The organism is Ensifer sp. BR816, assembly GCF_000378985.1.
Lineage (GTDB): Bacteria > Pseudomonadota > Alphaproteobacteria > Rhizobiales > Rhizobiaceae > Sinorhizobium.
In genome coordinates this window covers 55,319-81,345 of record NZ_KB905371.1, presented here as the reverse complement: position 1 = coordinate 81,345, position 26,027 = coordinate 55,319, and the positions used below count along the sequence as shown (strand labels likewise).

Sequence of the window (26,027 nt, the reverse complement as noted above, 5' to 3'; positions counted from 1 at the left end):
CACCGCATCCGCTTTTGACACCTGGGGAACTAAAGTTTTCGCCACTGCTTAGCAGCAGCTTGTCACCCTGCTCATGAGCTGAGTTCACCGCCGCGGAAGTGCTGCCGGACCCCGGCTGTACTGTTCTAGCGTATTTGCGCGAATGCGGCTCAACCCGGCAGACGCCGAATTTCCCGTTCTCCAAAGCCCTGAAAACGCCATGCCTCCTCTATCCATAACGCCGATAGGTCTCATCCAAAGAATCAATTGTGCCAGTCCGAAATAATGTTGCATGAAGTCAATCAGACGAGACCGGTGGTCAATAACAGCGGTTTGAGCGTTGGTGGTGGCTGTGACTAAGACTCAGTCATAGGGGTACATTTTGTTTCATAAGGAAACAGGAGCTCGAGCCTCAAGCCTTTGCCTCTACTTCGCCGATGATTAGCCGGAACCGTCCGCTATATATGCGGCCTCCGTTTTCGGCGAAACAGCGGATGGAGAAGCGGTCGTCGCTCAGTAGCATCCTACACCTCCTTGGTGAGCACTGGAGAGACGCTAATGGTGAAAACGGGACGAGCTCAGCCATACGATGGCAATACTTCCAAGGCAAACAGCCGGCAATGTGCAACCTCCAAAGGTGATCTCACCACAGCCGCGATCGATAACTTGACGGGAGAACGAGCATCGTCAGAGGGCCTTGCCGACAATCCGAACCTCGCCCCAGTCCTCCGAGCAACATCGCTGGAGCACATCGTGGACGCCTGGGCTGCCGAAAAGGATCAAGGGGAAGATGAGGGTCGGCAAGAGGCATCGAGACGAATCGGCGCTTGGGTAGATGCCGCCGATCTCAATGCATCGCTGAATCTATCATGCCTGCGCCTAAGGACCCTGCCCGCCGGGCTGCCGGCCGGCCTCCAGCGGCTCAACGCCGACTGCAATCAGCTGACCACCCTGCCGGCCGAGCTACCGGTCGAGCTTCAAGCGCTCAACGCCAGGTACAACCAGTTGACCAGCTTGCCCGACACCCTCCCGGCCGGACTCCAGATCCTCGAGGTCAGCTACAACCGGCTCAGCAGCCTGCCCCATGACCTCTCGACTACGCTTCGGTGGCTCGGCGTCAGCGAAAATCACTTGACCAGCCTTCCAGACAACCTCCCGGCCGGGCTTCAGACGCTCAACGCTGACGGCAATCAACTCACCGGCCTTCCCGCCAGCCTGCCGGCCCAGCTCAAGACGCTCAACGCCGACGGTAATAGACTGACCAGCCTTCCCGACAATCTCCCGCCCGGGCTCCAGACGCTAAATGCCAGTGGCAATCAACTCACCGGCCTTCCCCATAAACTCCCGGCCGGACTGCAGACGCTCGGCGCCGCCGACAACCAACTGACCGGTCTGCCCAACAATCTGTCGGCTGGGCTCCGGAGGCTCAACGCCAGGTGCAACCTGTTGATCAGCCTGCCCGATAAACTGCTGGCGCAGCTAGGCTCTGGGTGCCTGGTTTTTCTGGAGTCTAACCCGCTGCCCAAGCGAGTGCGAAGGAAACTGGCGGTAGCCCTGAATGCAGAAGACTACGGAGGCCCGATGGTCTTTCTCTAGATGGACCGGAAAACGGAAGATCAGGGTAGTTGCGAGGCAGTGGTCGTGGCGGCGACCCCGGAAAGTTAAGAAAGGGCGCAACTGGCGTGACCCGGCTCCGCATGAGCGACGGCGCGAGCCTGGCCTGCTGCGAAAAAGATGATTGACGCACCCTCCGTTGCAACCCGATCACCTGCTTGGCCACACGCTTGCGTATATTGTCGAACCCTTCGGCCTCGAGGCGCATGCGTGGCGCCATCTACTCGATGGCGTTTCGTTGAGGAAGGCGGAGCTCGCGTGCCTGTAGAAAATGGTCATCGGCTGTGCCCTCTCATTCCGCCATCGCCAGGGGCGCGGAACCAAGGACAGGAGCTTCGTCGCGGACCCGGCCGAGGATCGTCATTGTTACGTTGAAGGCCATGAGCACGGCGCCGCAGAGGTAGAGAGTGCCGCCAACGGCCCGCATGACATAGTAGGGGAACATCGCCGCGACCGTTTCCGCGAAGGAATAGACGAGGAAGCCCTGATCGTCGTGTTCGCGCCACATCAAACCTTCCTGGATGCCGGCGACCCACATGGTGGCGGCGTAGACGACGATGCCGAGGGTGGCGAGCCAGAAGTGCCAGTTGACCATGCGCAGGCTATAGAGCCGTTCGCGGTTCCACAGCTTGGGCACCAGGTAGTAGATGGCGCCGAAGGTGATCAGGCCGTTCCAGCCAAGGGCGCCGGAATGCACGTGGCCAATGGTCCAGTCGGTGTAGTGGCTCAGCGAATTGACGGTCTTGATCGACATCATGGGCCCTTCGAAGGTCGCCATGCCGTAGAAGGCGACGGCCATGACCATCATGCGGACGACCGGATCGGTGCGGATCTTGTCCCAGGCTCCCGACAGCGTCATCAGGCCGTTGATCATGCCGCCCCAGGAGGGCATCCAGAGCATCACGGAAAAGACCATGCCGAGCGTCTGCGCCCAGTCGGGCAGCGCCGTGTAGTGGAGGTGATGCGGACCGGCCCAGATATACATGAAGATCAGCGACCAGAAGTGAATGATCGACAGCCGGTAGGAATAGACGGGGCGGTTCGCCTGCTTGGGGATGAAGTAGTACATCATCGCCAGGAAGCCGGCGGTCAGGAAGAAGCCGACCGCATTGTGGCCGTACCACCATTGCGTCAGCGCATCCTGCACGCCCGCGAAGGCCGAGTAGCTCTTGGAGCCGAGAAATGAGACCGGTATCGCTAGATTGTTGACGATGTGGAGCATCGCGATCGTGACGATGAAGGCGAGATAGAACCAGTTCGCCACGTAGATGTGCGGCTCCTTGCGCACGAGGATCGTGCCCAGGAAGACAATCAGGTAGGCGACCCAGACGATCGTCAGCCACAGGTCGACATACCATTCCGGTTCCGCATATTCGCGCCCCTGGGTGATCCCGAGCAGATAGCCGGTGGCGGCGAGCACGATGAAGAGCTGGTAGCCCCAGAAGACGAACCAGCCGAGATTGCCGCCGAAGAGCCGGGCGCGGCTGGTGCGCTGCACGACGTAGAACGAGGTGGCAATCAGCGCGTTGCCGCCGAACGCGAAGATAACGGCCGACGTGTGCAGCGGGCGCATCCGCCCGAAGTTGAACCACGGCTCGATATTGAGGTCGGGAAAGGCGAGTTGCAGCGCCACGGCGACACCAACGAGGAACCCGACGACGCCCCAGAAGACCGTGGCAATCACGCCGTACTTGACCACCTGGTCGAAATATTCCGTTTGAGGAGTATGACGCCTGGGAACCCGACGGAAATCTGTGCGGTGCATGAGCGCCCACGTGGCGGCGAGCAGCACGAAGAACAGCACCCACATATGCCCGCCGAATAGGCGATCCTGAGCGAAGCCGGCGCCGACCAGCGCCAGAAAGGCACCGATGGCGAGCACGATCATCTCGACTGTGTACGTCATGGTTGGATCTCCAACTTGCCCTGGCGCTGGCCACCGCCGGGCGCCACACGCAATGCAACGTCAAGCACTTCCGTCGAATGCTCCTCCATCGGGGGCCGTTCACAAACGGCCAGACTTGTCTTGGCGATCGCCTCGGCGAAGAAGCCATGCGTTGATCCCGCTTCGAAACCGAACACCTCCCCTGACAGATGAACGGATACGACCTGCCGTTGGCCATCCGAGAGCAAGCGGCGGACGCGAACAGCGCCAGTTACAACCTGATACCACTTGTTGACGGCATCGCCTTCAGCATAAATCTCCTGGCCCGGCTTGTAGGTTACAACGCGGTGTGCTCCCGGACTTTTCATTGCAATGTTTTCAGACGCTACCGAATTCTGCACTGCGGTTTGCAAAGTCGCCGACATCTCCAATAATCCCCTGATCGTCTCGAGATAAGGTTGCCAATTCGCACCTCGGCGAAAATTCCGTTTCACCGCTAAGCCTACTAGGCCGGCTAAAAGGGGGGCTCCCTGGCCGTCGGGTGAGGCTCGGTCTCTCTGAAGCAAGATTGCGGCCAACCCGTCCATCAAAGCGAGAATATCGGAACTGATGATCGCGTGTCGCCTTGCTCTTTAAGCGGCGGCATACCATCGACAAGCAGGATGACAGGCAACGCGATCTCCAGAGACTTTGCCGTCTGTGGCTCGGAGTTTAATATCTCTCCGTCGATGATGGGACAGAGCGCCTTCATCATGGAAGCCTCCGCCCCGGACACTCGCAGGACTCGGTCGAGTGTCCTTCTACCTCGAGGGCGACGCCAAGGACCGCCGGGCTGGTTCGGCGCGACGACGACAATGTTCCTGGCAACTGACAATTTGAAGTTCCGCGCGCCTATGTGCGCACATTTTCATCGCAGGGCATAAACCAGGAGAGTCCAAATCAAACTTTGCTTTCGATCAAAGCGCTACGCGAACTCATGCCTAGAATTCGGCGCATCCAACTGTTTCTGGAGAAGGATTTCGCATGGAATCGGCTCTTGTTGCAAAATACGGCAATGCGCGTCTCCCCCGTTACACAAGCTATCCGACGTCGCCGCGCTTCTCACCCGCAGTGGACGCCAGCACTTATGACGACTGGCTTGCTACCCTGCCGCTGGATAAGCCGGCGTCGCTCTACGTGCACATTCCTTTTTGTCGGTCGATGTGCTGGTACTGCGCCTGTCACACGACAATCACTCGGCGTGACCTGCCGATCCACGACTACCTCCAAATGCTGGGCAAGGAGATATGTCTCGTATCCGCAAGGACCAAAGGGCGGCTCAACATCGACCATGTGCATTTTGGCGGAGGAACGCCAACAATCATGCAGCCGAAAGCAATGCTGGCGTTGGTCGGGCTTCTGCGTGAGCATTTCGATTTTAATCGTACCGTTCAAATCGCGTTGGAGATCGATCCGAGGTCGCTAGAGCAAGAGATGGCGGCGGTACTCGGAGAAGCGGGGGTCAGCCGGGCAAGCTTGGGGGTGCAGAGCTTCGATCCGGTGGTGCAGACAGCAATAAACCGCGCCCAGAGTGAGGAACAGACGATGGATGCGGTTTCCCGCCTGCGTGGGGCGGGCGTCGACAGCATCAATTTCGATCTTGTCTACGGCCTGCCGCATCAGACGGTCGAATCCTGCATTGAGACGACGAGAGCCGCAATCGCGATGGGCCCGGATCGTTTCGCTGTTTTCGGCTACGGCCACGTGCCTTTCCTGAAGAGGCATCAGAGGCTGATCGACGAAAACGCGCTCGCTAATTCGCAAGGTCGGGTTGCCCAGGAGGAAGCGATCGCGGAACACCTCCTTGCGGCCGGCTACCGGCGCATCGGACTCGACCATTTCGCCCGGCCCGACGACAGTCTGGCTATTGCGCAGGCAAACGGGCAATTGCACCGCAATTTCCAGGGTTATACGACCAGCGCCTGCGAGACGCTCATCGGCTTCGGTGCATCGGCGATTGGCCGCGTGGCAGGCGGCTATGTTCAGAACGAGGTACACCCGGGTCGCTATGCGCGACGGATCGCTTCCGGGAACTTTGCCATAGTGAAAGGCTACCGGTTGTCGGCCGAGGACCGCCTGCGGGCAGACATCATCGAGCGCCTGATGTGCGACTTCCGGGTCGATGTTCCGGCGCTTGCCGTCGCACATGGCTTCGAGCCAGGCGCGCTTCTCGACGGGAATGACAGGCTCGCCATGCTAGAGAGCGACGGGATACTTGAAAACGTGGCGGGGGTCATCCGGTTGCGGAAGGAAGGGCGATTCCTGATCCGCGCAATCGCTGCCGCTTTCGATGCCTATCTGGACGTATCGACGCGAACCGGCACCAAGGCGGCTTGAACCTCGATGAAGAAGACGGCATGGCGTGGGACAATAAATCGACCAAAAGGCTCATTCAACTTTATAAAGAGCGCAGGAAGTCGATGGACTTCGCTGTTGGCCGGCTGCGCACGATCATCCGAAATGCGGTCGCCTCGATCGAGGACAAGTCTCTGGTTCGTGCGGAGCTTCGATCCGTTAGGGTCAAGTCTGTCGCGAGCGTGGCTCGGAAGGCAGCCAAGAACAACTGGGATGCGGAAGACGCGCTGTCGCAATGCCGAGATCTCGTCGGGTCCCGTGTGGTTTGCAACAATCTGGAGGACGTCTATCGGTTTGTCGAACTCTTGAGGGAGTCGCTTCCCTTTCCCGACAGGATCGAAGTTCGCGACCAGATCGCCAAGCCGAAGTCGACCGGCTACAGAGGGATTCATGTGAAGTTTCGCATCGACGTCGGCAAACACTCTGCTTCGCGAGACTTCATTCCTTGCGAGGTGCAGGTGCGATCCCGTCTGCAGGATGCGTGGGCCGAACTCTCACACGACGACATCTACAGGCGGAAGGATCGCCGGAAGAGATTAAAGCTCGCCTGTTCGACCTGGCTACAGCGCTCGCCGCGGCCGACTTGACTGCAAGCGCAATCCGTGAGCGCGTTCGGACCATCCGGCCAAAGCATGCATTGAACCTGTCCACGATAACGACGAATGGGCTCGTGCACCTGTTCAGCCGAACATTCGGTAGAAGTCCACCGGACGATTTCATTCGACAGGCAAAAAGCCTAGCCAAAGAGCTCAATGTCAAAACGCTCCCAGCCGTCAGCGTGGCTCTTGAGCATGTCACCCTCCGGGACAGGGTAGCTTCTGCCTACGCAAGGGCCGCGGGTCGAGTATCGAACGAGGAAATCTTTCTGGCCGCTATTCGCGCGGCCAGCGGCGGCGCCGACTGAGCAATTTCGGAGGTGTCGCGGCTTTCCCAACGTGAAGTGAAATCGACCAGAGAACGGCCAAGGTGTTAGAAATATGATCGTGCAAGCGGCCCGATATATTCGATTCTAAAGCCATCCATTCGCGCCTTTCGGATTAGGGCGTTCGCCCCGGCAAGACCAGTCTCGAACACGTGCCCGTCTTGAGTGCTCCTGACGAAGTTAATCTCGAACCAGCGGCGTGCCCTCAGCGAAAGGAGGCTGATGCGCCATTTTCGCGCCTCCTTTCTTTCGATGCGGAAATCCGCGGCGGCCGGAGAGCCTTGGTCGGTCAGTTCCACCGTGCCCGCCTTGCCAGGCGTAAAGCCTCCATCTGCGTAGGCCATATCACGCTCCTCCTCTTGGTTAGCACTTGGAAGCAGGCCAGATATTTAACTTGCCGAGAGTGGTCGCAGAATGCGGCCAGGCCTGTTCCGTTGCGTTATGTCACAAAATTAGTTGCTGGATGTGACAGGCTTCGGCGTTGCAAAAGCGCCTGAATTGATCCCCATACGTCGCCTCCGGTCTTTGAGCGAAATCAAATTTTCCCGATAAATCACACCGCTTCGAATATGGGGCGTGGCAGCAGTTACTGCCACTACCAGTGAGAAGTTTCAGTACCGATCGAGAGGCTCGCTCCGGTTCGCCTCCTCGCCTCGGTAGGATCAGCGAAAATCGTTCATGCCACCGCCCGGGCGCCGGCACACTCAATGCCAGCTGCGTCCCCTTGGGTTCATTCGGTGGCACCAACTGCTGCAGCCTCTATTGTCGCCTTCGCCAGGATGCGAGCATGGCCCCCAATTGTAAGCACCGGCGATTGCGTACATTCGCACCCCTTCGAGCTGGCGGCCGAGCGGTTCCGACAAGCGACAAGCGCGCTCAGGAAGAGGCCTCCTCCCGGGAGAAGGAAGTGTTGCTTCGAGAGGACGATGAGTTGGCCCGCTCCGATCGCAGGCAGATTTTTACCTGCCGGCGGACGGGCAGCACAATATCCGCCTGCTCGAGGATTTCGGGGGGCGTATTTCCCGCCCGGATCCACAAGCGCGGCCCGGCAACGGATCACCCCTTCCACCTTTTCCGCCGAGCGGCGGCTGTGACGGCGCGGCCCGCTCGTCTAGACTTCGAACCGCGCAAGCATCCTCTTGAGCTGCAAGTTCTGTGCATAAAGCTGTTCAGCCACTAGTCTCTTTAGCCGCTGGTTTTCTGCCTCCAGGGCTGCCACTTCGTCCACGGAGCTCGAATCGTCAGCCGTCGCAGATTGCCGGCGTTGATCCTCGTGCGCACGCGTCGAACTAGGCGCAATCGCCCGGGCGGGCGAATGCTTGGCGCGTTTTCGAGAAGCGCCCCTTGATGTCGTTTGTGGCTCCGACACAGGCTGGATCTCTTGCACCAATGCAATGGCCTCGTCGGGCAGACGCTCGGCTTCATGCTGCCTTTGTACTTCAATTCCTGCGGCAACGGCCGACGGCAGCGCTTCTGGTGCAACATCGCCACCGCCTGTCAAATCGACCTGCTGAGATAACATGTCTCCACCTGCGTCACGCGCGACAGGTACTTCAGTTGAACTGAACAGATGCGACGCCTCTTCTTCTACTGAACGGGCCAAAGCCTTGAGGTCTGTGTCTCCCCAAATCGAGTTTGTCCTCGCCTTCGGCTGTCGACGCCCGGACTTGAATTCAATGACGAAGTTCCGTTGTGGCACTTTCATATACCCTGAACCCTAAGCATCCCTAAGAAAACCAATGCCAATCGGCACCAATGCGCCCCTGGCTGCGGACCCATATATGTCCTCCCCTCGCGCTTCAACTGACCAGCGCGCGAACCGCGGGAACATTCGCGTGACTGATCGCCCGCTATGGACAAATTCGGGCCCGGGATCACCGGCCTGCGCAGTCCCGACCTGGCTTAATCCAGCCCGAGCCTTTTGCGCAGGTCAGCATTTTCCGCTCGCAACTTTTCCGCCAGAAGCTTGCGGAGCCTCTGGTTTTCCTCGTCAAGCCGAACGAAATCTGCCAACTCGTCGCCGCCGGTCGGAACAGTCTTCTCGGGCTTTTTCCCAGCGGGCTTTGCGGTCCGTTTCCACTGATAGTAGGTCTGCTCCGATATGCCGGCGCTCCCGATGGCGTCTTTAAGTGTGCTTTTGCCTTCGGTGACGTGCGTCTCGATCAGCTTGAGCTTCTCGTTTCTCTCTTCTTCGCTATACCGCCTTGGTTTAGCGGCCGGCACCTTTGATTGGGCTGGAACAGGTTCAACAGCCGCCTTCGGGCGCCGTGGCGACCTTGTTTTCTTGGATTTTGGTGCTTTCACTTCAGCATTCGTCTCTGCAGCCGCAGCAATCGGTCCCGTGTTACTCTCGTCAGCCATCAGCAGTTCCCTTCTTTAGCCATCACCTCTTTTGGTCCGAGTGAACTACAGAGTCAACAGAGCGTCAAACTCCTACTTTTCGCATACCTAATCTTTAGCCTGGGCCGACATCGAGCGATGTCGCAAGAAGGATTTCCGGCTTCGCAATTGGAGCTCCATGTCTTCATCTTTATCACATTGAGGCGAAATGCGGGATCGACGATTTCGCGTGGGGTGCGGCCCTTGAGTATTCCAGGCATGGACCATGCCGGCTCCCTCGACTGTGAACGCACACACAACAGCGCCAATCTCAATGATCACGTCCTTGCGGATGAATGAAGCCGGTTTCCGTGTCGAGGATACAGGTAATTGTGACGGCGGAGGGCGCGGCGCTTGCGATGGCGCGCGTTGCTGGACGTGTTTGATGGCCTGACAGGTGAGTAGCCTGCGTTGAGAATCACAGTTACCCATTTGGGCGGCGCCTCTAATCCTTGACTGCAACCTGCGCTGTGAGACCCTTCAAGCTCTCGCCGCTCCATGAACCCGGAAGCTAGACGGATACTGCAGTGGCGCTTGGCACGGCCATCAGTGACGGGAGATCGTTCGTTGGACTTAGCGTATCCTGGAGACGCAGCAAGCGTCGACGATATTCTTGAGCTGGCCGGGCTTTACAGGATGGCCGCTAAATTGATTGAAGAACACGCGCCGCGCGGCAAGCAGCACATTCCGCGTCGGTTTCTCGCCCTCCACTCGATTGAGCTCTACCTCAACGCATTTCTGCTCGCCAAAGGTCATGACTCTAAGGTCATTCGTGGCCTTCAGCACGACATTGGCGAGCGATCACGAAGAGCAAGTGACGCCGGCTTGATCTTGCGCAAGCGAACGGCCAAGCACCTGGAAACTCTGTCCTCTAACAGAGAATATCTCGTCACAAGATACGGTCCTGAAATGACCGCTACGCTGTCGCAGGTGAACCGAGTTATGGCAACGCTCGATGAGTTGTCGCTGAAGGTAGGAAAGATCTTGGACGGGCGCTGAGCTACAGCGGTCTAACTACCTGTCACGCCGCCGATCGTTCCTGCTGGTCTGCCTCTCCCGCGAAGGAGTCAAGTGGCGTGCAGAGGCGTGGCGCCAAGACGGTCGAGGCGGGCACTGTGGGCGATGGCGAGGTCGGCCGGACCAATTAAGGCTCGAAGCGCTCCGAGATTGATGTTTGCCCGGCGCCCGTCTCGTTGGCTGTTCCCGTCAGGCGCATGATTTCATCGGGAACGGGGGCGCATGCGCCTCAGACGGCGGTGACCTCGCCGAGGTGGTCGCCGTGATCCAAGGTAAACGCCACGACACCGATTTCAATGATGTCGTCCTTGGTGCGGTCGGGCCCCCGTTGTCGGTGTCAGTGATGACTGCGGTGCAAGGAAATCCTGGGGCTGGGTGCGTCCATGATGGGCTGGGCGACAAGCTTGCGCAGCACGCGGTCGTTTCCGCTTTCCTCCAGAAGGCGCGCCATGTTTTCCTGAGCGAGTCGTTTCGCATCGCGTCGCTTGAGCGACGGCGGAAGCTTCATGACAACTTCGGTTGCCTTACACGGTGAAGAAAACATATCGATGCCATCGCTCTGCAATGTTCTCGTGCTTCGGGGACACCATGATAGAAAACGCATCGGACGCGCAATGCGAATGAAGTGGACAGATCAAGACAAAAAAAGATCCGAATCTGCCAAAAAACAAACCAGCGTCTGTCGCCGCCTTCCTTCCGACCGAAATACCTGCACGTTGAGCGAAGCTGCGACATGAAAACAAAGGAGAAGACGTTGAGCGAATTGAGTTCGGGCAATGAGCAACGGAGGCTCGAGCTGACGAGCCGAATCGTCGCGGCTTATCTGAGCCGCAATGCCGTTCGTGTCGCGGATCTGCCCAATCTTATTGAGCAGACCTATTCCTCACTGAGCAGCACATCGCAGCCAGACAAGGCCGAAGCTGCCGTTCAAGAACGTCGCCCCGTCATTCCGATCAAGAAGTCGGTGACACCGGAGTTCATCATTTGCCTCGAGGACGGCCAAAAGTTCAAATCTCTGAGGCGGCACCTGATGGCAAAGTACGGGCTTACACCGGAGGAATATCGTGCAAGATGGGATCTCCCCGCTGACTACCCGATGATTGCTCCTAACTATGCGCAACAACGCTCCGCACTCGCGCGTGCGGCCGGCTTTGGCAAGAAACGGGAAAACCGGAGTTAGAACCTGCAGCTTCGGCTGGCAAGAGATCGGTCTGAAGTGACGCTGAACCCTGTTTGAGACAGCTGTCGCCCCTGTTGTGTAACTTGCACAACTGCCTCGTGGTGCTGTCTTTTCGCCGTCATTTGAGATGGAGGCACCGCCCGGTTGCAGCGCTTGGGCCCTGGAGCTTTGTCGTCTTGGAGAACCCGGCATTTAGGAAGCATGCAATGCTCGGGCCGTATCTCCGATAGCGACCTGCACTGCACCCAATGCGCGATGAGGCCCTATTTGGTGTGCGCGCCCATGGCGGAAGGCCACGAGGCTGCAAGCACGGTCGTAGAGGTCGGCGCCAATGTCCGACACCATACGGCGGGCGACCGCGTCTGCATGGAGCCAGGCATTCCGATCTTGCCTTTCGCGCCAAGCTCGGTAGCAGGTTCCTTGACGGCCTCTTTGATCTGGTACGACCGGGTGGCACGGTCGTGCGGGTCTGGTGTGCCAGTTGATACCTTCCAGTTCGACGTTCCCGGCGCTATTTCCAAGGAGGTGCGCCTCGCGACCGGTTTTCAGATGCGCCAGTGACTTCGATCGCGCGTTGGAGCTGATCAACCCCGACAACGGCCGGCCGACAACTGCTCATCCGCGTAACGGAGGATTGAGCAATGGCGGACCTCGTCTGGCGGATTCTGCCAGTGCCTAAAGCTAGAGCATTTTGCAGTCAGGTGGAATCACCTGACGTCGCACAAATGCGGCAAAAACAAACAGTTAGAGCGGCGGCGCGAAGGTATCTGAGCGCATCCCGCTCTAGAGATGTTATGGGGGAGATGAACCGGCCAAAAATGACGCCGTCGCATAGGCCAGGGGCGCATCGCCCGCTAACGAAATTCGCGCCCACGCTTACTTCAATTCAGCTGCCTTCTGGAGCATTACCGACACATCGATTGATGCTGATCGGCATTACCCCGCAAGAAACGCCGCATCCGCAACTTCCTTCGACGCCCGGCAACGCTGCCGCCGTCGCACCCGCCATGGAATCCGGACTTCGTCCGTTTCCCGCCGGATGATCATTCGACCGTGACCGATTTCGCCAGGTTGCGCGGCTGGTCCACATCCGCACCCATGAAGACCGCCGTGTGATAGGCGAGCAGTTGGACCGGCAGCGAGAAGATCATCGGCGCGATGATCTCGTCGACGTTCGGAAGCACGATCGTGTGCATCGTGTCGAGCTTCGACGCGGCAGCACCTCTCTCATCGGTGATCAGGATGATCCGTCCGCCGCGAGCCGCCACCTCCTGCATGTTGGAGACGGCCTTGTCGAAGAAGCGGTCATGCGGCGCAATCACGATGACCGGCATGTTTTCGTCGATCAGCGCAATCGGGCCGTGCTTCAGTTCGCCGGCGGCATAGCCTTCCGCGTGGATGTAGGAAATTTCCTTGAGCTTCAGGGCGCCTTCCATGGCGAGCGGGAAGCTGGTGCCACGGCCGAGATAAAGCACGTCCTGGCACTTCGACAGTTCGCGCGACAGGAACTCGATCTTCGGCTGTATGCTGTTGAGCACCTGCCCCATGATGCGCGGCATTTCGGCAAGGTTCCTGACCAGCGCCTGTTCTTCCTCTTCGGTGACGGTGCCGCGCGCCCTGCCCGCACCCACTGCAAGGGCGGCGAGAACGGCGAGCTGGCAGGTGAAGGCCTTGGTCGATGCGACACCGATCTCGGGCCCGGCGAGGATCGGGAAGACGGCGTCGGACTCCCGCGCAATCGTCGATTCGCGGGTGTTCACGACCGCACCGATCTTCAAGCCGTGTTCCTTGCAGTAACGCAGCGACGCAAGCGTGTCGGCAGTCTCGCCCGACTGCGAGATGAACAGGGCCGCCGATTGCGGCGACAGCGGGATCTCGCGGTATCGGAATTCCGAAGCGACGTCGATCTCGACCGGCAGTCGGGCATAGCGTTCGAACCAGTATTTGCCGATCAGCCCGGCCAGATAGGCCGTACCGCAAGCGGAGATCGCCAGGCTCGGTAGCTTGGCAAAGTCGATGGCGTCGGAAACCGGCTCGACGCGGTTGTCGATGAAGTTGATATAATGGCCGAGAGCGTGGGAGATGACCTCCGGCTGCTCGTAGATTTCCTTCTCCATGAAATGACGGTGGTTGCCCTTGTCGACCATATAGGCCGCAGCCGTGGACACCTGTTGCGGCCGCGTGACGGGATTGCCGTCCAGGTCGAAGATATGGACACCGGTCTTGCCGATCACCGCCCAGTCGCCATCGATCAGATAGGTGATTTCATTGGTGAAAGGCGCCAGCGCGATGGCGTCGGAGCCCAGGAACATCTCGCCATCGCCGTGGCCGATCGCCAGCGGCGGACCGTTGCGGGCCGCCATGATCGTCGACGGATCGTCTTCGAAAAGGACGGCGAGTGCGTAGGCCCCCCTCAGTCGCCTCAGCATCGCAAACATCGCCTCGCGTCGTCCGATGCCCTCCCGGCGAAGCCTTGCCAGGAGATGCGCGACGACCTCTGTGTCGGTCTCCGTCTGGAACTCGGCGCCGGCCGCGGCCAGTTCATCCTTCAACTCGGCAAAATTCTCGATGATGCCGTTGTGGACGACCGCGACGCCGTCGGTGAAATGCGGATGGGCATTGCGTTCGTTCGGCGCGCCATGGGTTGCCCAGCGCGTATGAGCGATGCCGATGGTGCCGGCCAGAGGCTCCTCTTTCAGCCTTGCCTCGAGATTGACGAGTTTCCCCTCGGCCCGCCGGCGATCAAGCGCTCCACCGTCGATTGTCGCGACGCCGGCCGAATCGTAGCCCCGGTATTCAAGGCGTTTCAACGCATCGACCAGCCGCTCCGAGACCGGCTGCTGCCCGACGATACCCACAATCCCGCACATATCCCTCTTCGCGTTCCTTCCACGCCCGTCGCGGCGTACTCAAATTCCCCGTCTGAGCGAGGTCATATCAAAGCTCCCGGTCGCCTCGCACAGGCGATCGTTACTTCGGTGCACGTCACCTGCTGTCGTCAATCGCGGCGCCGACGGAATGCCGGCCGGTAGAAGCTTCGTTCAGACAATCGACCTACCGCGAGCGATGCACTTGATTTTGGTTAGTTTCAGCGCTTTCTAATAGCACTCAACAGATTGGCAAAATTGATTCTTTGGATGACACCCATTTGTGTCATGGATGCATTACGCTGATGCGTTTCAACGGCCTTGACCTCAATCTGCTCGCGGCGCTCCACGCGCTGAGACCGAGCGATCGCAAGTCGACATGCAGCCGATGGAATAGAGAATTGAAGCGGTAACAGAGAAGCAGTAGACAGCCGCCTCTCTCAGCAGATCCTGGGCAATTGCTCACCCGACAGCCAGTCGACGATCCGGAAGCCGCCGAAGGAGGTCGACATCTGCACGAAGCAATCGTCGTCAGCCACGACACGTCCGATGAGGGCCGCCTCACGCCCGAGGGGATGTGCACGCATCGCAGCCAGAATTGCTTCGGCGCCTTCCGGCGCGGCGACAGCGACAAGCTTGCCCTCGTTGGCGACATTGAGCGGATCGAGCCCGAGCAACTCGCAGGCCGCGGCCACCTCCGGCTTGACCGGGATAGTATTCTCATCGATATGGAAGCCGACCTTCGACTGGCTCGCGATTTCGTTAAGCGTCGCCGCGATGCCGCCGCGCGTGGGATCACGCATCAACCGGATAAGCCTGCCACCGGCCTCGGCCATCGCCGCCACCAGGCCGTGCAGGGGGGCGCTATCGGAGACGATCGCCGCTTCGAATTCCAGGTTCTCGCGTTTCGACATCACGGCCATGCCGTGGTCACCGATCGAGCCGGAGATGATAACCGCATCGCCCGGCCGGGCGGCATCCGCGCGCAGATCGAGCCCGTCCGGAACCATGCCGACGCCGGCCGTCGAGATGAAGACACCGTCGGCTTTGCCTCGCTCGACCACCTTGGTATCGCCCGTGATAATCGGCACACCGGCCTCGCGCGAAGCCACGCCCATGCTTTCGGCGATGCGTTTGAGATCGGCGAGCGGAAAACCCTCCTCGATGATGAAGCTCGCCGAAAGATAGAGCGGCCGAGCGGCGGCCATGGCGATATCGTTGATCGTGCCGTGCACCGCGAGCGAGCCGATATCCCCGCCCGGAAAGAACAGCGGCGAGACGACATAGCCGTCCGTGGTCATCACCATTCGGCCGCCCGAAACGGCGAAGGCTGACTGGTCGTTGCCGGCGCGCAGCCATATATTGTCGAAAGCGTCGTGGAAGATATCCTCGATGAGGTGTCGCATGGCGCGACCGCCGGCGCCATGCGAGAGATCGACCCGGCCGTTCTCAACGTTGAGCATTCGCCTGCAGGCCTCGATCATCATGTTTATGCGACCGCCCTCCCGGCATCCGCCAGCCGCCCCTTTGCGCGGAAGCGGCGATAGGTCCAGTGTGCGGCGCAGGCGCCTTCCGACGACACCATGCAGGACCCCATCGGCGTATCGGGCGTGCAGACCGTGCCGAACAGCTTGCATTCGGCGGGTTTTTTCACGCCGCACAGAATGGCGGCGCATTCACAGGCCGAATTGTCCCTGGCCCTGGAGGTCACCATCGAGAAGCGCTTCTCGGCATCGTACACTTCATATTGTGGCCGGAGCCGCAGCCCGCTGTAAGGCAGCGCGCCGAGGCCTCGCCATTCGAAGCTCTCGCGCAGGTCGAAGAAATTCGCCAGCTCCGCCTGCGCCTTCTCATTGCCGAGTCTGGTCACCGCACGGATATATTGGTTCTCGACCGCGTGCCTGCCGTCATTGATCTGGCGCACCAGCATCAGGATCGCCTGCATGACGTCGAGTGGCTCGAAGCCTGCCACCACGACCGGCTTGCAGAATTTCTCGGCGAAGAATTCGTAGGGCTTTGTGCCAATCACAGCGCTGACATGAGCCGGGCCGATTAACCCATCGATCTTGATCGTGCCGAGCTTGCGGGCATCCGGGTTTTCCAGAATGTTGTGGATTGCCGCCGGCGTCAGCATATGGTTGCAGAAGATCGAGAAATTGCCGAGTTTCTTGGCGATCGCCGTCTTGAGTGCGAGAGCGGTTGGCGGCGTCGTAGTCTCGAAGCCGATCGCGAAGAACACCACCTCGCGCTCCGGCTCAGCTTCGGCGATCCTCAGCGCATCGAGCGTCGAGTAGACTATGCGAATATCGGCACCGGCCGCCTTGGCCTTGAGCAGGCTCGAACCGCTTGTGCCCGGCACACGCATAAGGTCGCCATAGATACAGAGCGTTATCTCGGAACGCATCGCAAGCGCGATTGCCGCTTCGATCCTACCCATCGGCAGCACGCAAACAGGACAGCCTGGGCCATGGATCATCCGGACATTGTCGGGTAGCAAATCCTCAAGGCCGTAGCGGGCGATCGTGTGCGTGTGCCCGCCGCAGAACTCCATGAAGTCATAGGCGCGGGCCGCATCCGCGATCGCCGCGATCTGATGGGCAATACCGTTGGCAAGCCGTCCATCGCGATATTCATCGATATACTTCATGTCAAGTCACTCATCGCAGCCTCTTGGATAAGCGCCAGCGTCCGCTCCGCCTCCTCAGGATTGATCTTCGTCAGCGCGTAGCCGACATGAAGGATGACGTAGTCGCCCGGCCGGACATCGTCGATCAGCGCCGTCGAGATGACCTTCAAGACGCCGTCGAGCGTGACTTTCGCCATATTGTCGGGAAGCACTTCGGTGACCCGGACCGGTATGGCTAGGCACATGTCTGGCTCTCCAACGCTGATGCATGCTTGTTGATGATGACTTGTCGCGCATGGGCGGCTTGGCCAAGCGCTACGCCGCCGTCATTGGAAGGCGCCAGACGTGACAGATATGGCTGGAGGCCGCGCTCCCTGTGAGCCTGTGCTAGACCCGCCGCAAGGACGCGATTCGTCATACATCCGCCACCGAGCGCGACCTGCCGCGTGCCGAGGCTTGCCGCGCCCTTCGCGGACCAATCCGCGAGGCCGGCAATCAGCGTGCCATGGAAGAGGTCGGCGGCATCGGTGCCGTCCATCCCTGCCTCCGCCAAGCGCAGGATGAGCGGGCGGAAGTCGAGCACCCCATCCTTTATGGCATATCCGCCCGGCAGGCAGCGCGGCGCCCGAACCAGCGCCTCCAATTCCATCGCCGCCTGTCCCTCATAGGACTGGACGAGGCGAACCCCCGATATCGCCGCGACGGCGTCGAAGAGCCTGCCGAGGCTGCTCGTAACGGAGGGCCGCATGCCGCGGCTGAACATCGCCGTCAATTGCGCCACGCCGGAATGCGCTGGCGCGAGCGCCAGCGCCAGGTCGATACGGCCCGCAGACTGAAGCGCCGCTACCCCCATGCGCCAGGGTTCGCGCGCCGCGCGGTCACCACCCGGCAGCGGCAGCGGCATAAGCGATCCCGCGCGCAGCCAGCGATGTCCGTCGACCGCAAGCATCTCGCCGCCCCAACTGCGGCCGTCGGTGCCAAAACCGTGGCCGTCGAGTGCGAGCCCGAGAACCGGTCCGGCGAGTCCATGCTCCGCCGCCACCGCAGCGACATGAGCGAGATGGTGCTGGACCAGCACGACCGGCAGGCCGAAGCTCTCCGCCATCCGCACCGAGTGGAAATCCGGATGCAGGTCGCAGGCCGCGATTTCCAACTTTACATCAAGAATCGAACAGAGATGGCTGGCCGCCTCGCGCTGGAAGCGTATCGCCTCCCTATTGTCGAGGCAGCCCACATGTTGCGACAGAAATGCCTCGCGTCCGCGCGTGATGCAGACGGTGTTCTTGAGGTCCGTACCGGTGGCGATCACGGAAGGTCCGTCTTCGCCGAGGTCGATGGGCTCTGGCACGAAGCCACGGGCGCGGCGGATAAAGGCAGGCGCGCCGTCAATCACCTGCATAACGGAATCGTCGGCGCGGACGACGATATCGCGGTTATGGGTGACGATCAGATCGGCGATCGCGGAAAGGCGAAGTTCCGCATCCGCATTGTCGGCGACGAGCGGCTCACCACAGACGTTGGCGCTGGTCGCAACCAGCGCAGGGGGATATTCCGGCGAAAGACGGGAGAGTTCGTCGAAAAGGAGGAGGTGCGCCGGTGCGTAGGCGAGAATGAGACCTATCCGCCCGAGTCCGGGAGATACGAGAGTGGAGAGTTCTCCGGCAACGGCCGCGACCAGAACGATCGGGCTCGCCACCGAGGTCAGCAATTCCTCTTCGGCATCGGTCACAAGCGCGAGCTGCCGTGCCGCCGCCATATCCCGCACCATGACGGCGAAGGGCTTCTGGTCACGGCCCTTGCGCAGCCTGAGGAGATCGATCGCCGCATCGTTGCGGGCATCGCAGAGCAGGTGGAATCCGCCGATCCCCTTCAGTGCGATGATCGCGCCGCCTTCGAGCCGCGCCGCCAACTCGGTGACCGGATGGCTGAGCCTCGGACCACAATCGGGACAGGCAACGGGCTCGGCATGGAAGCGCCGGTTCTCCGGGTCGCCATAGTCCGCCGCGCAGGCACCGCACATGGAAAACGAGGCCATCGAGGTGTGAGGCCGGTCGTAGGGAAGCGCGCGGGTAATGGTGAAGCGCGGGCCGCATTGGGTACAGTTGACGAAGGGATAGCCGAAAAACCGGGTTCCTGGATCCGTGAGCTCCCGCTGGCATTGCCCGCAAATCGCGGCGTCGGCGCCGATACGGGTCGCACCCCTGCCGCCGAGGCTCTCGATGATCTCGAATCGATCGCCGCCGACCGGCGCCAACTCCAGCACGTCGACGGCCTCGATGCGGGCGAGCGGCGGCGCCTGGGTTCGGATCGCCTCGGGGAAGTGGTCTGCGTCCAGGCCCTCGATCTCGACCAGCACGCCAGCACTGTCATTAAGGACAAATCCCGAGAGCCGCATCTCGCGCGCTAGCCTGTAGACGAAAGGCCGGAAGCCGACGCCCTGTACGGTGCCGCGCACCCGCAGCCTCAGCCGCCGGATCCGGCTTGCGATCGGTCTTGCGGGCACCCGCGCCATTGTTCATACCTCCTTCGACCGCGTGGCCCCCCGCAAAGCGGCTGCTTCGAGCCAAGCATAGAAGGTTTCCATCCCCTCGCCCGTGCGGGCGGAGACAATCACGGTCTGCAGCCGCGGATTGACACGCAGCGCGTTGGTGATGCAAAGCTCGACATTGAAATCAAGATGCGGGAGCAGGTCCGCCTTGTTGAGGATCATCAGGTCCGCGGCGGCGAACATGTCGGGATATTTGAGCGGCTTGTCCTCGCCCTCGGTGACCGAGAGCACCACGACCTTGTGAGCCTCGCCGAGATCGAAAGCGGCGGGACAGACAAGATTACCGACATTCTCGATGAAGAGCGCAGAGCCCGGCTCGGGCGCGAGGTCCTCGACCGCATGGCCGACCATATGGGCATCGAGATGGCAGCCCTTGCCGGTGTTGATCTGGATAGCGCGGGCGCCTGTCTCGCGAATGCGGGCCGCGTCACTCGAAGTCTGCTGATCGCCTTCGATGACATTGATCGTAACACGATCCTTGAGCTCCCTGATCGTGCGCACAAGCAGGCTGGTCTTGCCTGAGCCCGGGCTGGAGACGAAGTTGAGCGCGAAGATGCCCTGGCGCAGGAAGTACCTCCGATTTTCGGAGGCATAAGCGTCGTTCTTGGAGAGGATCTCCCTCTCGACCTGGATGATCCGTTCCTGGCTCATGCCGGGAACATGCACGCCCGCAATGCCGTCGCTGCGGTGGACCGAGCCGTCCTCTGCATGATGGGGATCATGCGCGACGTCGCGGTGATCATGATCGTCAGAATGATGATCGTGGCCGTGGTGGTGATGGTCATGATCGAGCCCCCCGCCGTGGCTATGACCATGGCTGCCCGCATCATGATGGTGGCCTTCGATGGGTAAGGTTCCACAACCGCATACGGTACACATCAAATCACCTCCATGTCCCTGATCTTCAATTCGTCGCCTGCCGTCATCTGGACGCGATGCCGCCCGCAGTCCGGGCAGGCGCCGAACCGTTCCTGCAAAGCTACTGTCTTGCCGCAATCGAGACACCAGCCCTCGCCGGCGATGCGATTGATCTCGAGCTTCGCCCGGCCCGCGAGCGTGCCGTGCCGCACCGCTTCGTAACAGAAGAGCAACGCGTCAGGATCGACGTGGCTCAGCACGCCAACATCGAGACGGACCGACCTGATCCGCCTTGCGCCATTCAGCCGCGCGGTCTCGCAGACGATATCGATCACGCTTTCCATCAGCGACATCTCATGCATGCGCGACCTCACGGATGCCGACTTCGATACCCACGCAAGGGTCGAACAGGACGGCGAGCCGGGAGACAGACCGGGCGGCGCAATCGTCTGAGCCGATCCGCGACCCCAGAAGCGTTTCGACGAAAGGGCCGGCAGGGTGAAAGTTCCATTGCGTCGGGGCAAGGATGCGATAGGCCGAGAGCCTGCCGTCGTCGCCTATCTCGGCCTGATGATAGAGCCGGCCGCGCGCGCATTCCACGGCTCCATACCCGCCCGCCCCCGGCGTCGGCGCACCACAGGCGAGCGTTGCCCAGTCATGTTCGCCCCAGTCATTTTCGCCGGTGCCGGCGAGAGCCGTCAGTTGCCCGAGGCAGGACCTGACCTCGCCAATCCGGGCCAGGAAGCGATGCGCGAGATAAGAGCCCGCGCCAGATCCCCAGGCGGCGCGCCGGGCGTAGGCCCCCGTCTCGACAACCCGGCCAGGAAGATGCGGCAGGTTGATGAAATCGGGTTCATCACAGAGGCGGGCGATGACCTCCAGGTCATCTTCGACGGTCAGCGCATCGGGCCGCCGGCCAGAAAAAACGCGATCGTCGACTATGTGCTGCAGCATTGCAGCACAGGCCGAGCCCGGCAATGGCATGTCGCCCCGGTCGGAAATTCCGATCGCCCTGGCCACTGAGCAGAGGCGGGCGACCGCCGAAGCGAGATGTTGTGGGTTGATCTTGCCGCTGCTCGCCGGCGCGATGATCGCCTGTGAGGCAGCCCGTGCCTTTCGCAGACATCTGCCGACGACCGTCGCGAGCTCGCTCGGTAAGGGCGACGGCCAATGGACGATCAGCGCCCGCAGAGTTTCGAAGATCCGTTCGGCGTGCAGACCCGCTGCGGCGGCGACGCGCTCCCCTTCACCCATCGGCAGATCCGCCGCATTGAGGATAGCGAGCCTTGAGGCGACCGATTGCGAGAAGCCGCAGAGTGAAAGCACCTGTCGTGCGAGTGCGGGCGCCTCCTCTGGCCGGCGGCCGACGAACATGCGGGATAGCCCCTGTGGTCGGTTCGCCTTCACCGCGACGGAACAGGCAACAGCGCGCGACACGGTCACGTCAATCCTGATCGTGCCTGGCCCGCGAAGGAACGTCATCGCGAGGCCTCCTCGTACCTGTGGAAATGCCCGCGCAACAGTTCCCGCCGGTTGACGACAGCGGCAGGTGCCGGCGCCGGCTCGAGCGTAGCGGGATTGAAGAACGCGCGGGCGGCCTCCTCCGCGATTGCCAGTGCCCCTTCCATCCTGGCGAATTCCAGGGCCGGCGAGAGCAGCGCGCAGGAATCGACGCGGCCGATCCCAGGGAGCTCGCCGGCGATGAATTCGACTTCACCCGCAGGCAGGCCGATACGCAGGGGAGTGCCATTTGCGGCAGGCGCGGCAGGTGCCCCGTCAGGCAGATCCATGGCCACGAGATTCATGAACCAAGGTGTGGTCACGATGCCGAAGGCGCGGCCGCGATAGGTCCGGAAGCCGGTAGCGGCGAACCTGAGCGCGGGATTGCAGATCGGCATGTCAGTCATGGCGGTGGCGTGAATGTGTCGATAGCACACCAGGAGCCGTTGGCCGAGCGCCAGCGCCGGATCGAGCGCGGCCCCCTCGGTGACGTCAGCGACCATCGCCCAGCCTCATGAACTTCGATTGCGACGCATCGCAATTCGGGCAGCACCAGTTTTTGGGCAATTCGGCAAACGGCGTGCTCGGTGGGATCTCAGAGACCAAGTCGCCGACGGCAGGATCATAGACATGCCAGCAGATACCGCATTCCATCCGGTCGCCGGACACGGTCTCGCACTTGCCGAAATTCTCGAAGCCTCTCATTTGAAATAGGCCTCCTCCATCTCACGGAGACGCATTTCCGAGTCATGGAAATCCTCCTCGGCGGCAATGGCGATTGAGGGTATGCCGCAGATCTCCAGCGTATCGAGGATAATCGTGTCAGTGGCGTTATAGAACTGCACCGACCAGGCATGGCGTGCAGCTGTCGCGACGATGCGGCAGGTTCCGTATCCGCGCGAGGTGAGCCGCACCGGCCCGACACCCAGTGAATTTTGCAGGAAGGTCATGTCTTCCGGGCTCATAGGCAAGAGCGAGAAGGTGATGACATGAGCCGGATCGCTGTCGCGATGGCGGGTGATGCGGTCACCGATCTCGGTTAGCACCGGCATGACATTCATAGCGCCCGCAGGCGGGGCGCCGTGGCTGATTGATGCCGGTAATTGGGAACAGGCAAGCCTGACAGCGGCGGGAATGCTCCCCACCTCGATACAGTCGGCAACGAGCCGGCCCTCGCCGGCGGTGAAGCGGATGCGCCAGACGCCGGCCATGACAGCCTCCTGCATCTGAGCGGTGATGCCATGCCCCAACACCGCGACGCCGGAAACCTCTCCCTCACCGAGAATCTGGGTGATCAGCTCCCTGTCGTCCTCTGGATAGGTGGTGACGTCGAACAGCCGACCTGGTCGGCCGGCCTTCTGGACTGCGAGCGCATCGGCGAGCGCCGGCAGGAGCAGCGCCGTCCTTCGACATTGGCGGATCAGCTCCTCGGCGCTGTTTGACGCGAGGAAATTGGGCTTTCGGGCGCGGGGCGGTTGGGCACCCAAGGGCCTCACCGCCCCCTCACCGTCCGGGGCGGCCCCAAAACCGGCGATCATCGCACGATCTCCTTGCCGGCATGGGTGATCTCGACCTTCGGCCTGCCTGAGGGCACCATGACTGGCGCGCCGGGCGACAGCCAGGCGCCGAGCCTGTCGACATATTTCGAGCCGCCGCGGACGTTGCCGAGCACGACCGCCGGCCGCTTCCGTCCCATAATAACCAAGCTCGGCACAACCACGTTGGAGCGGGCCTTGACCTTGCCCTTGGCCGGCCGGCGAACCACGCCGCCACGCAGGCGGCCCCGGATAAACTGAAGAAGTTCGGGACGAACGGCCGCGACGTCATCGGCCTCGGGACGCTGCGCGCGATCACCGGTGAAGATCAGCACGGGGTTGTCGGGTTCGGCCGCCGCCGCGACGAAAGCAACGATATTGGTCTCATCGGCGACGGATAGCCCCCGCGCTCTTACGGGGCGGATAGGGATGGATGGCACTGTCTCCTCCACAAATCAGCATGCAGAATGTTCCGAAGGATGGGTTGCAATCGGCGTGCCAGACTGAAGAAAGCTGGGTTCCATTGATGGTAAGCGAGGCAAGCGGCAGTTTGGACCTGTTGTTTTCACTCGGTGCGAAGATGCGGCGGCAATTCGGGCGCCCGGTAAACGAGATCGGCAAACAGCCGTTCGAAGGCGCGGCCTTCGCTGGCTTCCGCAAGCCCGGCAAGCGCGTCGTCGATCGCGCGGGCCTCTTCGGCGTCGAGCACGCGGATGGCGGAACCGAGATGAGTGAGGACATGGGTGCCGGACGGCTGTGGGCCGACAAGCAAGAGGGAGATTGAGGATATTGCGCCATGACGCTCGCACTGCGCGACGAATTCAGCAGCGGCGACGACCCGCATGGGAATGCCTATGCACATGATGCTGCTCCTTCGTCGTTCCGATCCTGCAAGATCGGCAGGCGCGGGCACAGGTCTGCCGTACAAATCCTGGCGGCCCCGGCCTTGGGAGATGCGCGGCCACAAGCAGGGCCGCGCCGCGACAGGCGACAACCATCCGCGGCGGCGGCCTGCCCGGCTTTGCCGAACCTGAACGAGGCCACCGCGATGCCGATCGGTTGAAGGATAATCGCGGCCGCCAGCCGGCCATATGGCCGCCCACACGCGTCATTTCCGGCAGCTCGGTGCCATGGGAATGACCATGGAGCGCGCATATCCCGACTCGTGCCATTGGCGCCTGAGCCTTCACCTGCCACAAAGCCGACGACTGGCACCGTCAGCGCGATCCCGGTCCGCGCCCTCGGACGCAGGAGCCCGTAGGGGCCCATGACGCTGCGGCCACTACGACGCCGAAGCCGAAGGCTCGATCCACCTGCCAGCCCGACATGGCCGTGCTTGATGCGCGGTAGCGTCAGCCGGCACAGCCCCGGCGGATTCCATAGGACGGTCCTCACGAGTTCAATGCGGCCGGTTCGGCACGGCGCTCATAGTTTTCCAGGTCGATATCGTTTTGGAGGAGCGGGGGAACCACTGCTCCCTCCGGCCTCGCGGCAACCCCGACGCCCCAGTCCCGCAGTATCCGGACGGCGGTTTCGACGGCCGCCGGAATGACGGCCTTGACCGGCGCCGTCAGCGGACCGCCCCAGTCTTCGAGATCAAGCGGCTGGCAACCGATCAGGGTCAGGCGCTCGGGGTACTGCCCCATCAGGTCTGCCGCGCTCAGCACTTCCTGGAAGCCGGTCTGGTGCAGGCTCATTTTCTTGGCGCTGGTGAATTTCGGCACTTCATCGTCCTCCACCACCTTCATCGTGCCTGGTACGAGGCCGTAGTCGATGGCGTCGAAGACGATGAGCCGGTCGTGTTCGTTGACGAACTGCACCAGGTAGAGGCCCTGCGTGCCGCCATCGAGGATGGTGACGTTGGCAGGCACTTCGCAGGCCTTGTGGAAGGCTTCGACCGCACGCACGCCGAATCCCTCGTCGGCCCAGAGGATATTGCCGATTCCGAGCACGAGAATGCGCGGCGCGGGGCGAATGGCGGTTTGACGCGGGAGCAACCGTCTAATCCTCCATGTCCTTGAAGAACCGTTCGCCCGAGATCATCGACGAGATGATGCCTTGCCGACTCATGATATCCTCGCGCACCGCTACATAGATGTGGACGATCACGAAGATGACTATTCCCCACATCCCGAGATGATGATTGGTGTGGATATCCTGGCTATTCGGCCAGATCGAAAACACCCAGTCGAAAAGCACATATTCCCAACTGTCGCGGCCGGCGCCTTCGCTCTCGAGCGCAAAGCCAGTGATCACCATGAAGAACAACGGCAGGGTGAAGAGGAGGAACATGGTGAACCGCGCCAACGGGTTGTGGCCTGCATACTTCTTCGTCTGGCGCGTCATGAACATGTACCGGCGCACTTCATGCGACCATTCCTTCCAGAAGCGGCCGCTCCAGATGGGCACGTAGAAGATCTGCCGGGCATGCACGTTACCCACGAAGACCCAATAGACCCGCAGGATCAGGAGCACGGTGAGGGTCTGCGCCGCCGCGAAGTGGATGAAGCGGATACGGCCCATCAGGTAGTTGGCGCTCGCCTCGCCGGACACGGAAATGAGCGGCGAGCCTATGAGATAGCCGGTGAGAGCGAGTGTCAGGATCGAGACCGCGTTGCCCCAGTGCCAGATGCGCACCGGTGCATCGTAAACGTAGACGCTCGGGCGCTCGATTGCCTTCTCATCATGAGTGTCGGCGGGGAGAGTTTCATGGAGAGTCATGA

The 26,027-nt window shown here is 61.2% G+C and carries 26 protein-coding genes and 2 pseudogenes; 6 read left to right on the top strand and 22 right to left on the bottom strand.

The features are described from left to right. Nucleotides 1-537: 537 nt before the first annotated feature. Nucleotides 538-1,575, top strand: a complete 1,038-nt coding sequence (locus RHIBR816_RS34750) for a hypothetical protein (RefSeq protein ID WP_018240286.1) — start codon at nt 538-540, stop codon at nt 1,573-1,575. A gap of 310 nt (nt 1,576-1,885) precedes the next feature. On the opposite strand, the gene ccoN is transcribed toward RHIBR816_RS34750, so the two are convergent. From ccoN to RHIBR816_RS37710, 3 genes and pseudogenes are all read right to left on the bottom strand, one after another. Then, entirely contained in the window at nt 1,886-3,499 is a 1,614-nt protein-coding gene (gene ccoN, locus RHIBR816_RS0129995; protein ID WP_018240285.1) for a cytochrome-c oxidase, cbb3-type subunit I, read from the bottom strand. Between the two features lie 50 nt (nt 3,500-3,549). After that, nucleotides 3,550-3,846, bottom strand: a pseudogene (locus tag RHIBR816_RS34745) (cyclic nucleotide-binding domain-containing protein); the annotation flags it as partial. 218 nt (nt 3,847-4,064) lie between these two features. Then, nucleotides 4,065-4,232 (bottom strand): hypothetical protein, encoded by a 168-nt coding sequence (locus RHIBR816_RS37710; protein ID WP_018240283.1) that lies wholly within the window; start codon nt 4,230-4,232, stop codon nt 4,065-4,067. A 269-nt stretch (nt 4,233-4,501) separates the two neighbouring features. Here RHIBR816_RS37710 and hemN point away from each other — a divergent pair, with 269 nt between their 5' ends. Both hemN and RHIBR816_RS35395 read left to right on the top strand, forming a co-directional pair. Then, on the top strand, nt 4,502-5,854 hold the full coding sequence (gene hemN / locus RHIBR816_RS0129980) for an oxygen-independent coproporphyrinogen III oxidase (protein WP_026187595.1): 1,353 nt from the start codon (nt 4,502-4,504) through the stop codon (nt 5,852-5,854). 83 nt (nt 5,855-5,937) lie between these two features. Then, complete coding sequence (locus RHIBR816_RS35395; protein WP_018240281.1) at nt 5,938-6,459, top strand: GTP pyrophosphokinase family protein; 522 nt, start codon at nt 5,938-5,940, stop codon at nt 6,457-6,459. Nucleotides 6,460-6,841: 382 nt separating this feature from the next. On the opposite strand, the gene RHIBR816_RS0129970 is transcribed toward RHIBR816_RS35395, so the two are convergent. From RHIBR816_RS0129970 to RHIBR816_RS0129960, 3 genes are all read right to left on the bottom strand, one after another. Further along, nucleotides 6,842-7,138, bottom strand: a complete 297-nt coding sequence (locus RHIBR816_RS0129970) for a hypothetical protein (protein WP_018240280.1) — start codon at nt 7,136-7,138, stop codon at nt 6,842-6,844. A 767-nt stretch (nt 7,139-7,905) separates the two neighbouring features. Beyond that, on the bottom strand, nt 7,906-8,499 hold the full coding sequence (locus tag RHIBR816_RS0129965; RefSeq protein ID WP_026187593.1) for a hypothetical protein: 594 nt from the start codon (nt 8,497-8,499) through the stop codon (nt 7,906-7,908). A 197-nt stretch (nt 8,500-8,696) separates the two neighbouring features. Next, nucleotides 8,697-9,155 (bottom strand): transposase, encoded by a 459-nt coding sequence (locus RHIBR816_RS0129960; protein ID WP_018240278.1) that lies wholly within the window; start codon nt 9,153-9,155, stop codon nt 8,697-8,699. Nucleotides 9,156-9,740: 585 nt separating this feature from the next. Here RHIBR816_RS0129960 and RHIBR816_RS0129955 point away from each other — a divergent pair. Further along, nucleotides 9,741-10,172, top strand: a complete 432-nt coding sequence (locus tag RHIBR816_RS0129955) for a hypothetical protein (RefSeq protein WP_018240277.1) — start codon at nt 9,741-9,743, stop codon at nt 10,170-10,172. A gap of 355 nt (nt 10,173-10,527) precedes the next feature. Here the strand turns inward: RHIBR816_RS0129955 and RHIBR816_RS37705 are convergent, their stop codons facing one another. Then, nucleotides 10,528-10,755 (bottom strand): hypothetical protein, encoded by a 228-nt coding sequence (locus tag RHIBR816_RS37705; protein WP_157628268.1) that lies wholly within the window; start codon nt 10,753-10,755, stop codon nt 10,528-10,530. A 168-nt stretch (nt 10,756-10,923) separates the two neighbouring features. Here RHIBR816_RS37705 and RHIBR816_RS0129945 point away from each other — a divergent pair, with 168 nt between their 5' ends. Next, nucleotides 10,924-11,370 carry a MucR family transcriptional regulator gene (locus RHIBR816_RS0129945; RefSeq protein ID WP_018240275.1) on the top strand — a complete coding sequence of 149 codons (447 nt, stop codon included), beginning with the start codon at nt 10,924-10,926 and terminating at the stop codon, nt 11,368-11,370. Between the two features lie 219 nt (nt 11,371-11,589). Next, nucleotides 11,590-11,754 (top strand): annotated as a pseudogene (locus tag RHIBR816_RS38635) (alcohol dehydrogenase catalytic domain-containing protein); the annotation flags it as partial. A gap of 659 nt (nt 11,755-12,413) precedes the next feature. Here RHIBR816_RS38635 and glmS read toward each other — a convergent pair. The 15 genes from glmS to cybH form a co-directional block, all read right to left on the bottom strand. Further along, nucleotides 12,414-14,240, bottom strand: coding sequence for a glutamine--fructose-6-phosphate transaminase (isomerizing) (gene glmS, locus RHIBR816_RS0129930; RefSeq protein ID WP_018240272.1), 1,827 nt, complete (start codon nt 14,238-14,240; stop codon nt 12,414-12,416). Nucleotides 14,241-14,677: 437 nt separating this feature from the next. Beyond that, entirely contained in the window at nt 14,678-15,730 is a 1,053-nt protein-coding gene (gene hypE / locus RHIBR816_RS0129925; protein ID WP_245262791.1) for a hydrogenase expression/formation protein HypE, read from the bottom strand. Then, entirely contained in the window at nt 15,727-16,884 is a 1,158-nt protein-coding gene (hypD, locus tag RHIBR816_RS0129920; protein ID WP_018240270.1) for a hydrogenase formation protein HypD, read from the bottom strand. The genes hypE and hypD overlap by 4 nt, the downstream gene beginning before the upstream one ends. After that, nucleotides 16,881-17,108 carry a HypC/HybG/HupF family hydrogenase formation chaperone gene (locus tag RHIBR816_RS0129915; RefSeq protein WP_018240269.1) on the bottom strand — a complete coding sequence of 76 codons (228 nt, stop codon included), beginning with the start codon at nt 17,106-17,108 and terminating at the stop codon, nt 16,881-16,883. Before RHIBR816_RS0129915 ends, hypD begins: the two co-directional genes overlap by 4 nt. Further along, nucleotides 17,099-19,375, bottom strand: a complete 2,277-nt coding sequence (gene hypF, locus RHIBR816_RS0129910) for a carbamoyltransferase HypF (protein WP_018240268.1) — start codon at nt 19,373-19,375, stop codon at nt 17,099-17,101. The genes RHIBR816_RS0129915 and hypF overlap by 10 nt, the downstream gene beginning before the upstream one ends. A gap of 3 nt (nt 19,376-19,378) precedes the next feature. Continuing rightward, nucleotides 19,379-20,290, bottom strand: coding sequence for a hydrogenase nickel incorporation protein HypB (gene hypB / locus RHIBR816_RS0129905; protein ID WP_026187591.1), 912 nt, complete (start codon nt 20,288-20,290; stop codon nt 19,379-19,381). After that, nucleotides 20,290-20,631, bottom strand: a complete 342-nt coding sequence (hypA, locus tag RHIBR816_RS0129900; protein ID WP_018240265.1) for a hydrogenase maturation nickel metallochaperone HypA — start codon at nt 20,629-20,631, stop codon at nt 20,290-20,292. Before hypA ends, hypB begins: the two co-directional genes overlap by 1 nt. Continuing rightward, nucleotides 20,624-21,751, bottom strand: coding sequence for a nickel-dependent hydrogenase large subunit (locus RHIBR816_RS0129895; protein WP_018240264.1), 1,128 nt, complete (start codon nt 21,749-21,751; stop codon nt 20,624-20,626). The genes hypA and RHIBR816_RS0129895 overlap by 8 nt, the downstream gene beginning before the upstream one ends. Next, nucleotides 21,748-22,272, bottom strand: coding sequence for a [NiFe]-hydrogenase assembly chaperone HybE (hybE, locus tag RHIBR816_RS0129890; RefSeq protein ID WP_018240263.1), 525 nt, complete (start codon nt 22,270-22,272; stop codon nt 21,748-21,750). The genes RHIBR816_RS0129895 and hybE overlap by 4 nt, the downstream gene beginning before the upstream one ends. Further along, nucleotides 22,262-22,474: a rubredoxin gene (locus RHIBR816_RS0129885; RefSeq protein ID WP_018240262.1), complete on the bottom strand. Its 213-nt coding sequence runs from the start codon at nt 22,472-22,474 to the stop codon at nt 22,262-22,264. The genes hybE and RHIBR816_RS0129885 overlap by 11 nt, the downstream gene beginning before the upstream one ends. After that, nucleotides 22,471-23,307: a hydrogenase expression/formation protein gene (locus RHIBR816_RS0129880; RefSeq protein WP_018240261.1), complete on the bottom strand. Its 837-nt coding sequence runs from the start codon at nt 23,305-23,307 to the stop codon at nt 22,471-22,473. Before RHIBR816_RS0129880 ends, RHIBR816_RS0129885 begins: the two co-directional genes overlap by 4 nt. Beyond that, the gene (locus RHIBR816_RS0129875) at nt 23,304-23,744 is read right to left on the bottom strand and encodes a hypothetical protein (protein WP_018240260.1); all 441 of its coding nucleotides are present in this window, start codon (nt 23,742-23,744) and stop codon (nt 23,304-23,306) included. The genes RHIBR816_RS0129880 and RHIBR816_RS0129875 overlap by 4 nt, the downstream gene beginning before the upstream one ends. Nucleotides 23,745-23,869: 125 nt before the next feature. Continuing rightward, nucleotides 23,870-24,166, bottom strand: a complete 297-nt coding sequence (locus RHIBR816_RS36600) for a HypC/HybG/HupF family hydrogenase formation chaperone (RefSeq protein WP_084811349.1) — start codon at nt 24,164-24,166, stop codon at nt 23,870-23,872. Between the two features lie 529 nt (nt 24,167-24,695). Then, the gene (locus RHIBR816_RS0129860) at nt 24,696-25,301 is read right to left on the bottom strand and encodes a HyaD/HybD family hydrogenase maturation endopeptidase (RefSeq protein WP_018240257.1); all 606 of its coding nucleotides are present in this window, start codon (nt 25,299-25,301) and stop codon (nt 24,696-24,698) included. 4 nt (nt 25,302-25,305) lie between these two features. Continuing rightward, nucleotides 25,306-26,025, bottom strand: a complete 720-nt coding sequence (gene cybH, locus RHIBR816_RS0129855; protein ID WP_018240256.1) for a Ni/Fe-hydrogenase, b-type cytochrome subunit — start codon at nt 26,023-26,025, stop codon at nt 25,306-25,308. Between the last annotated feature and the right edge of the window lie 2 nt (nt 26,026-26,027).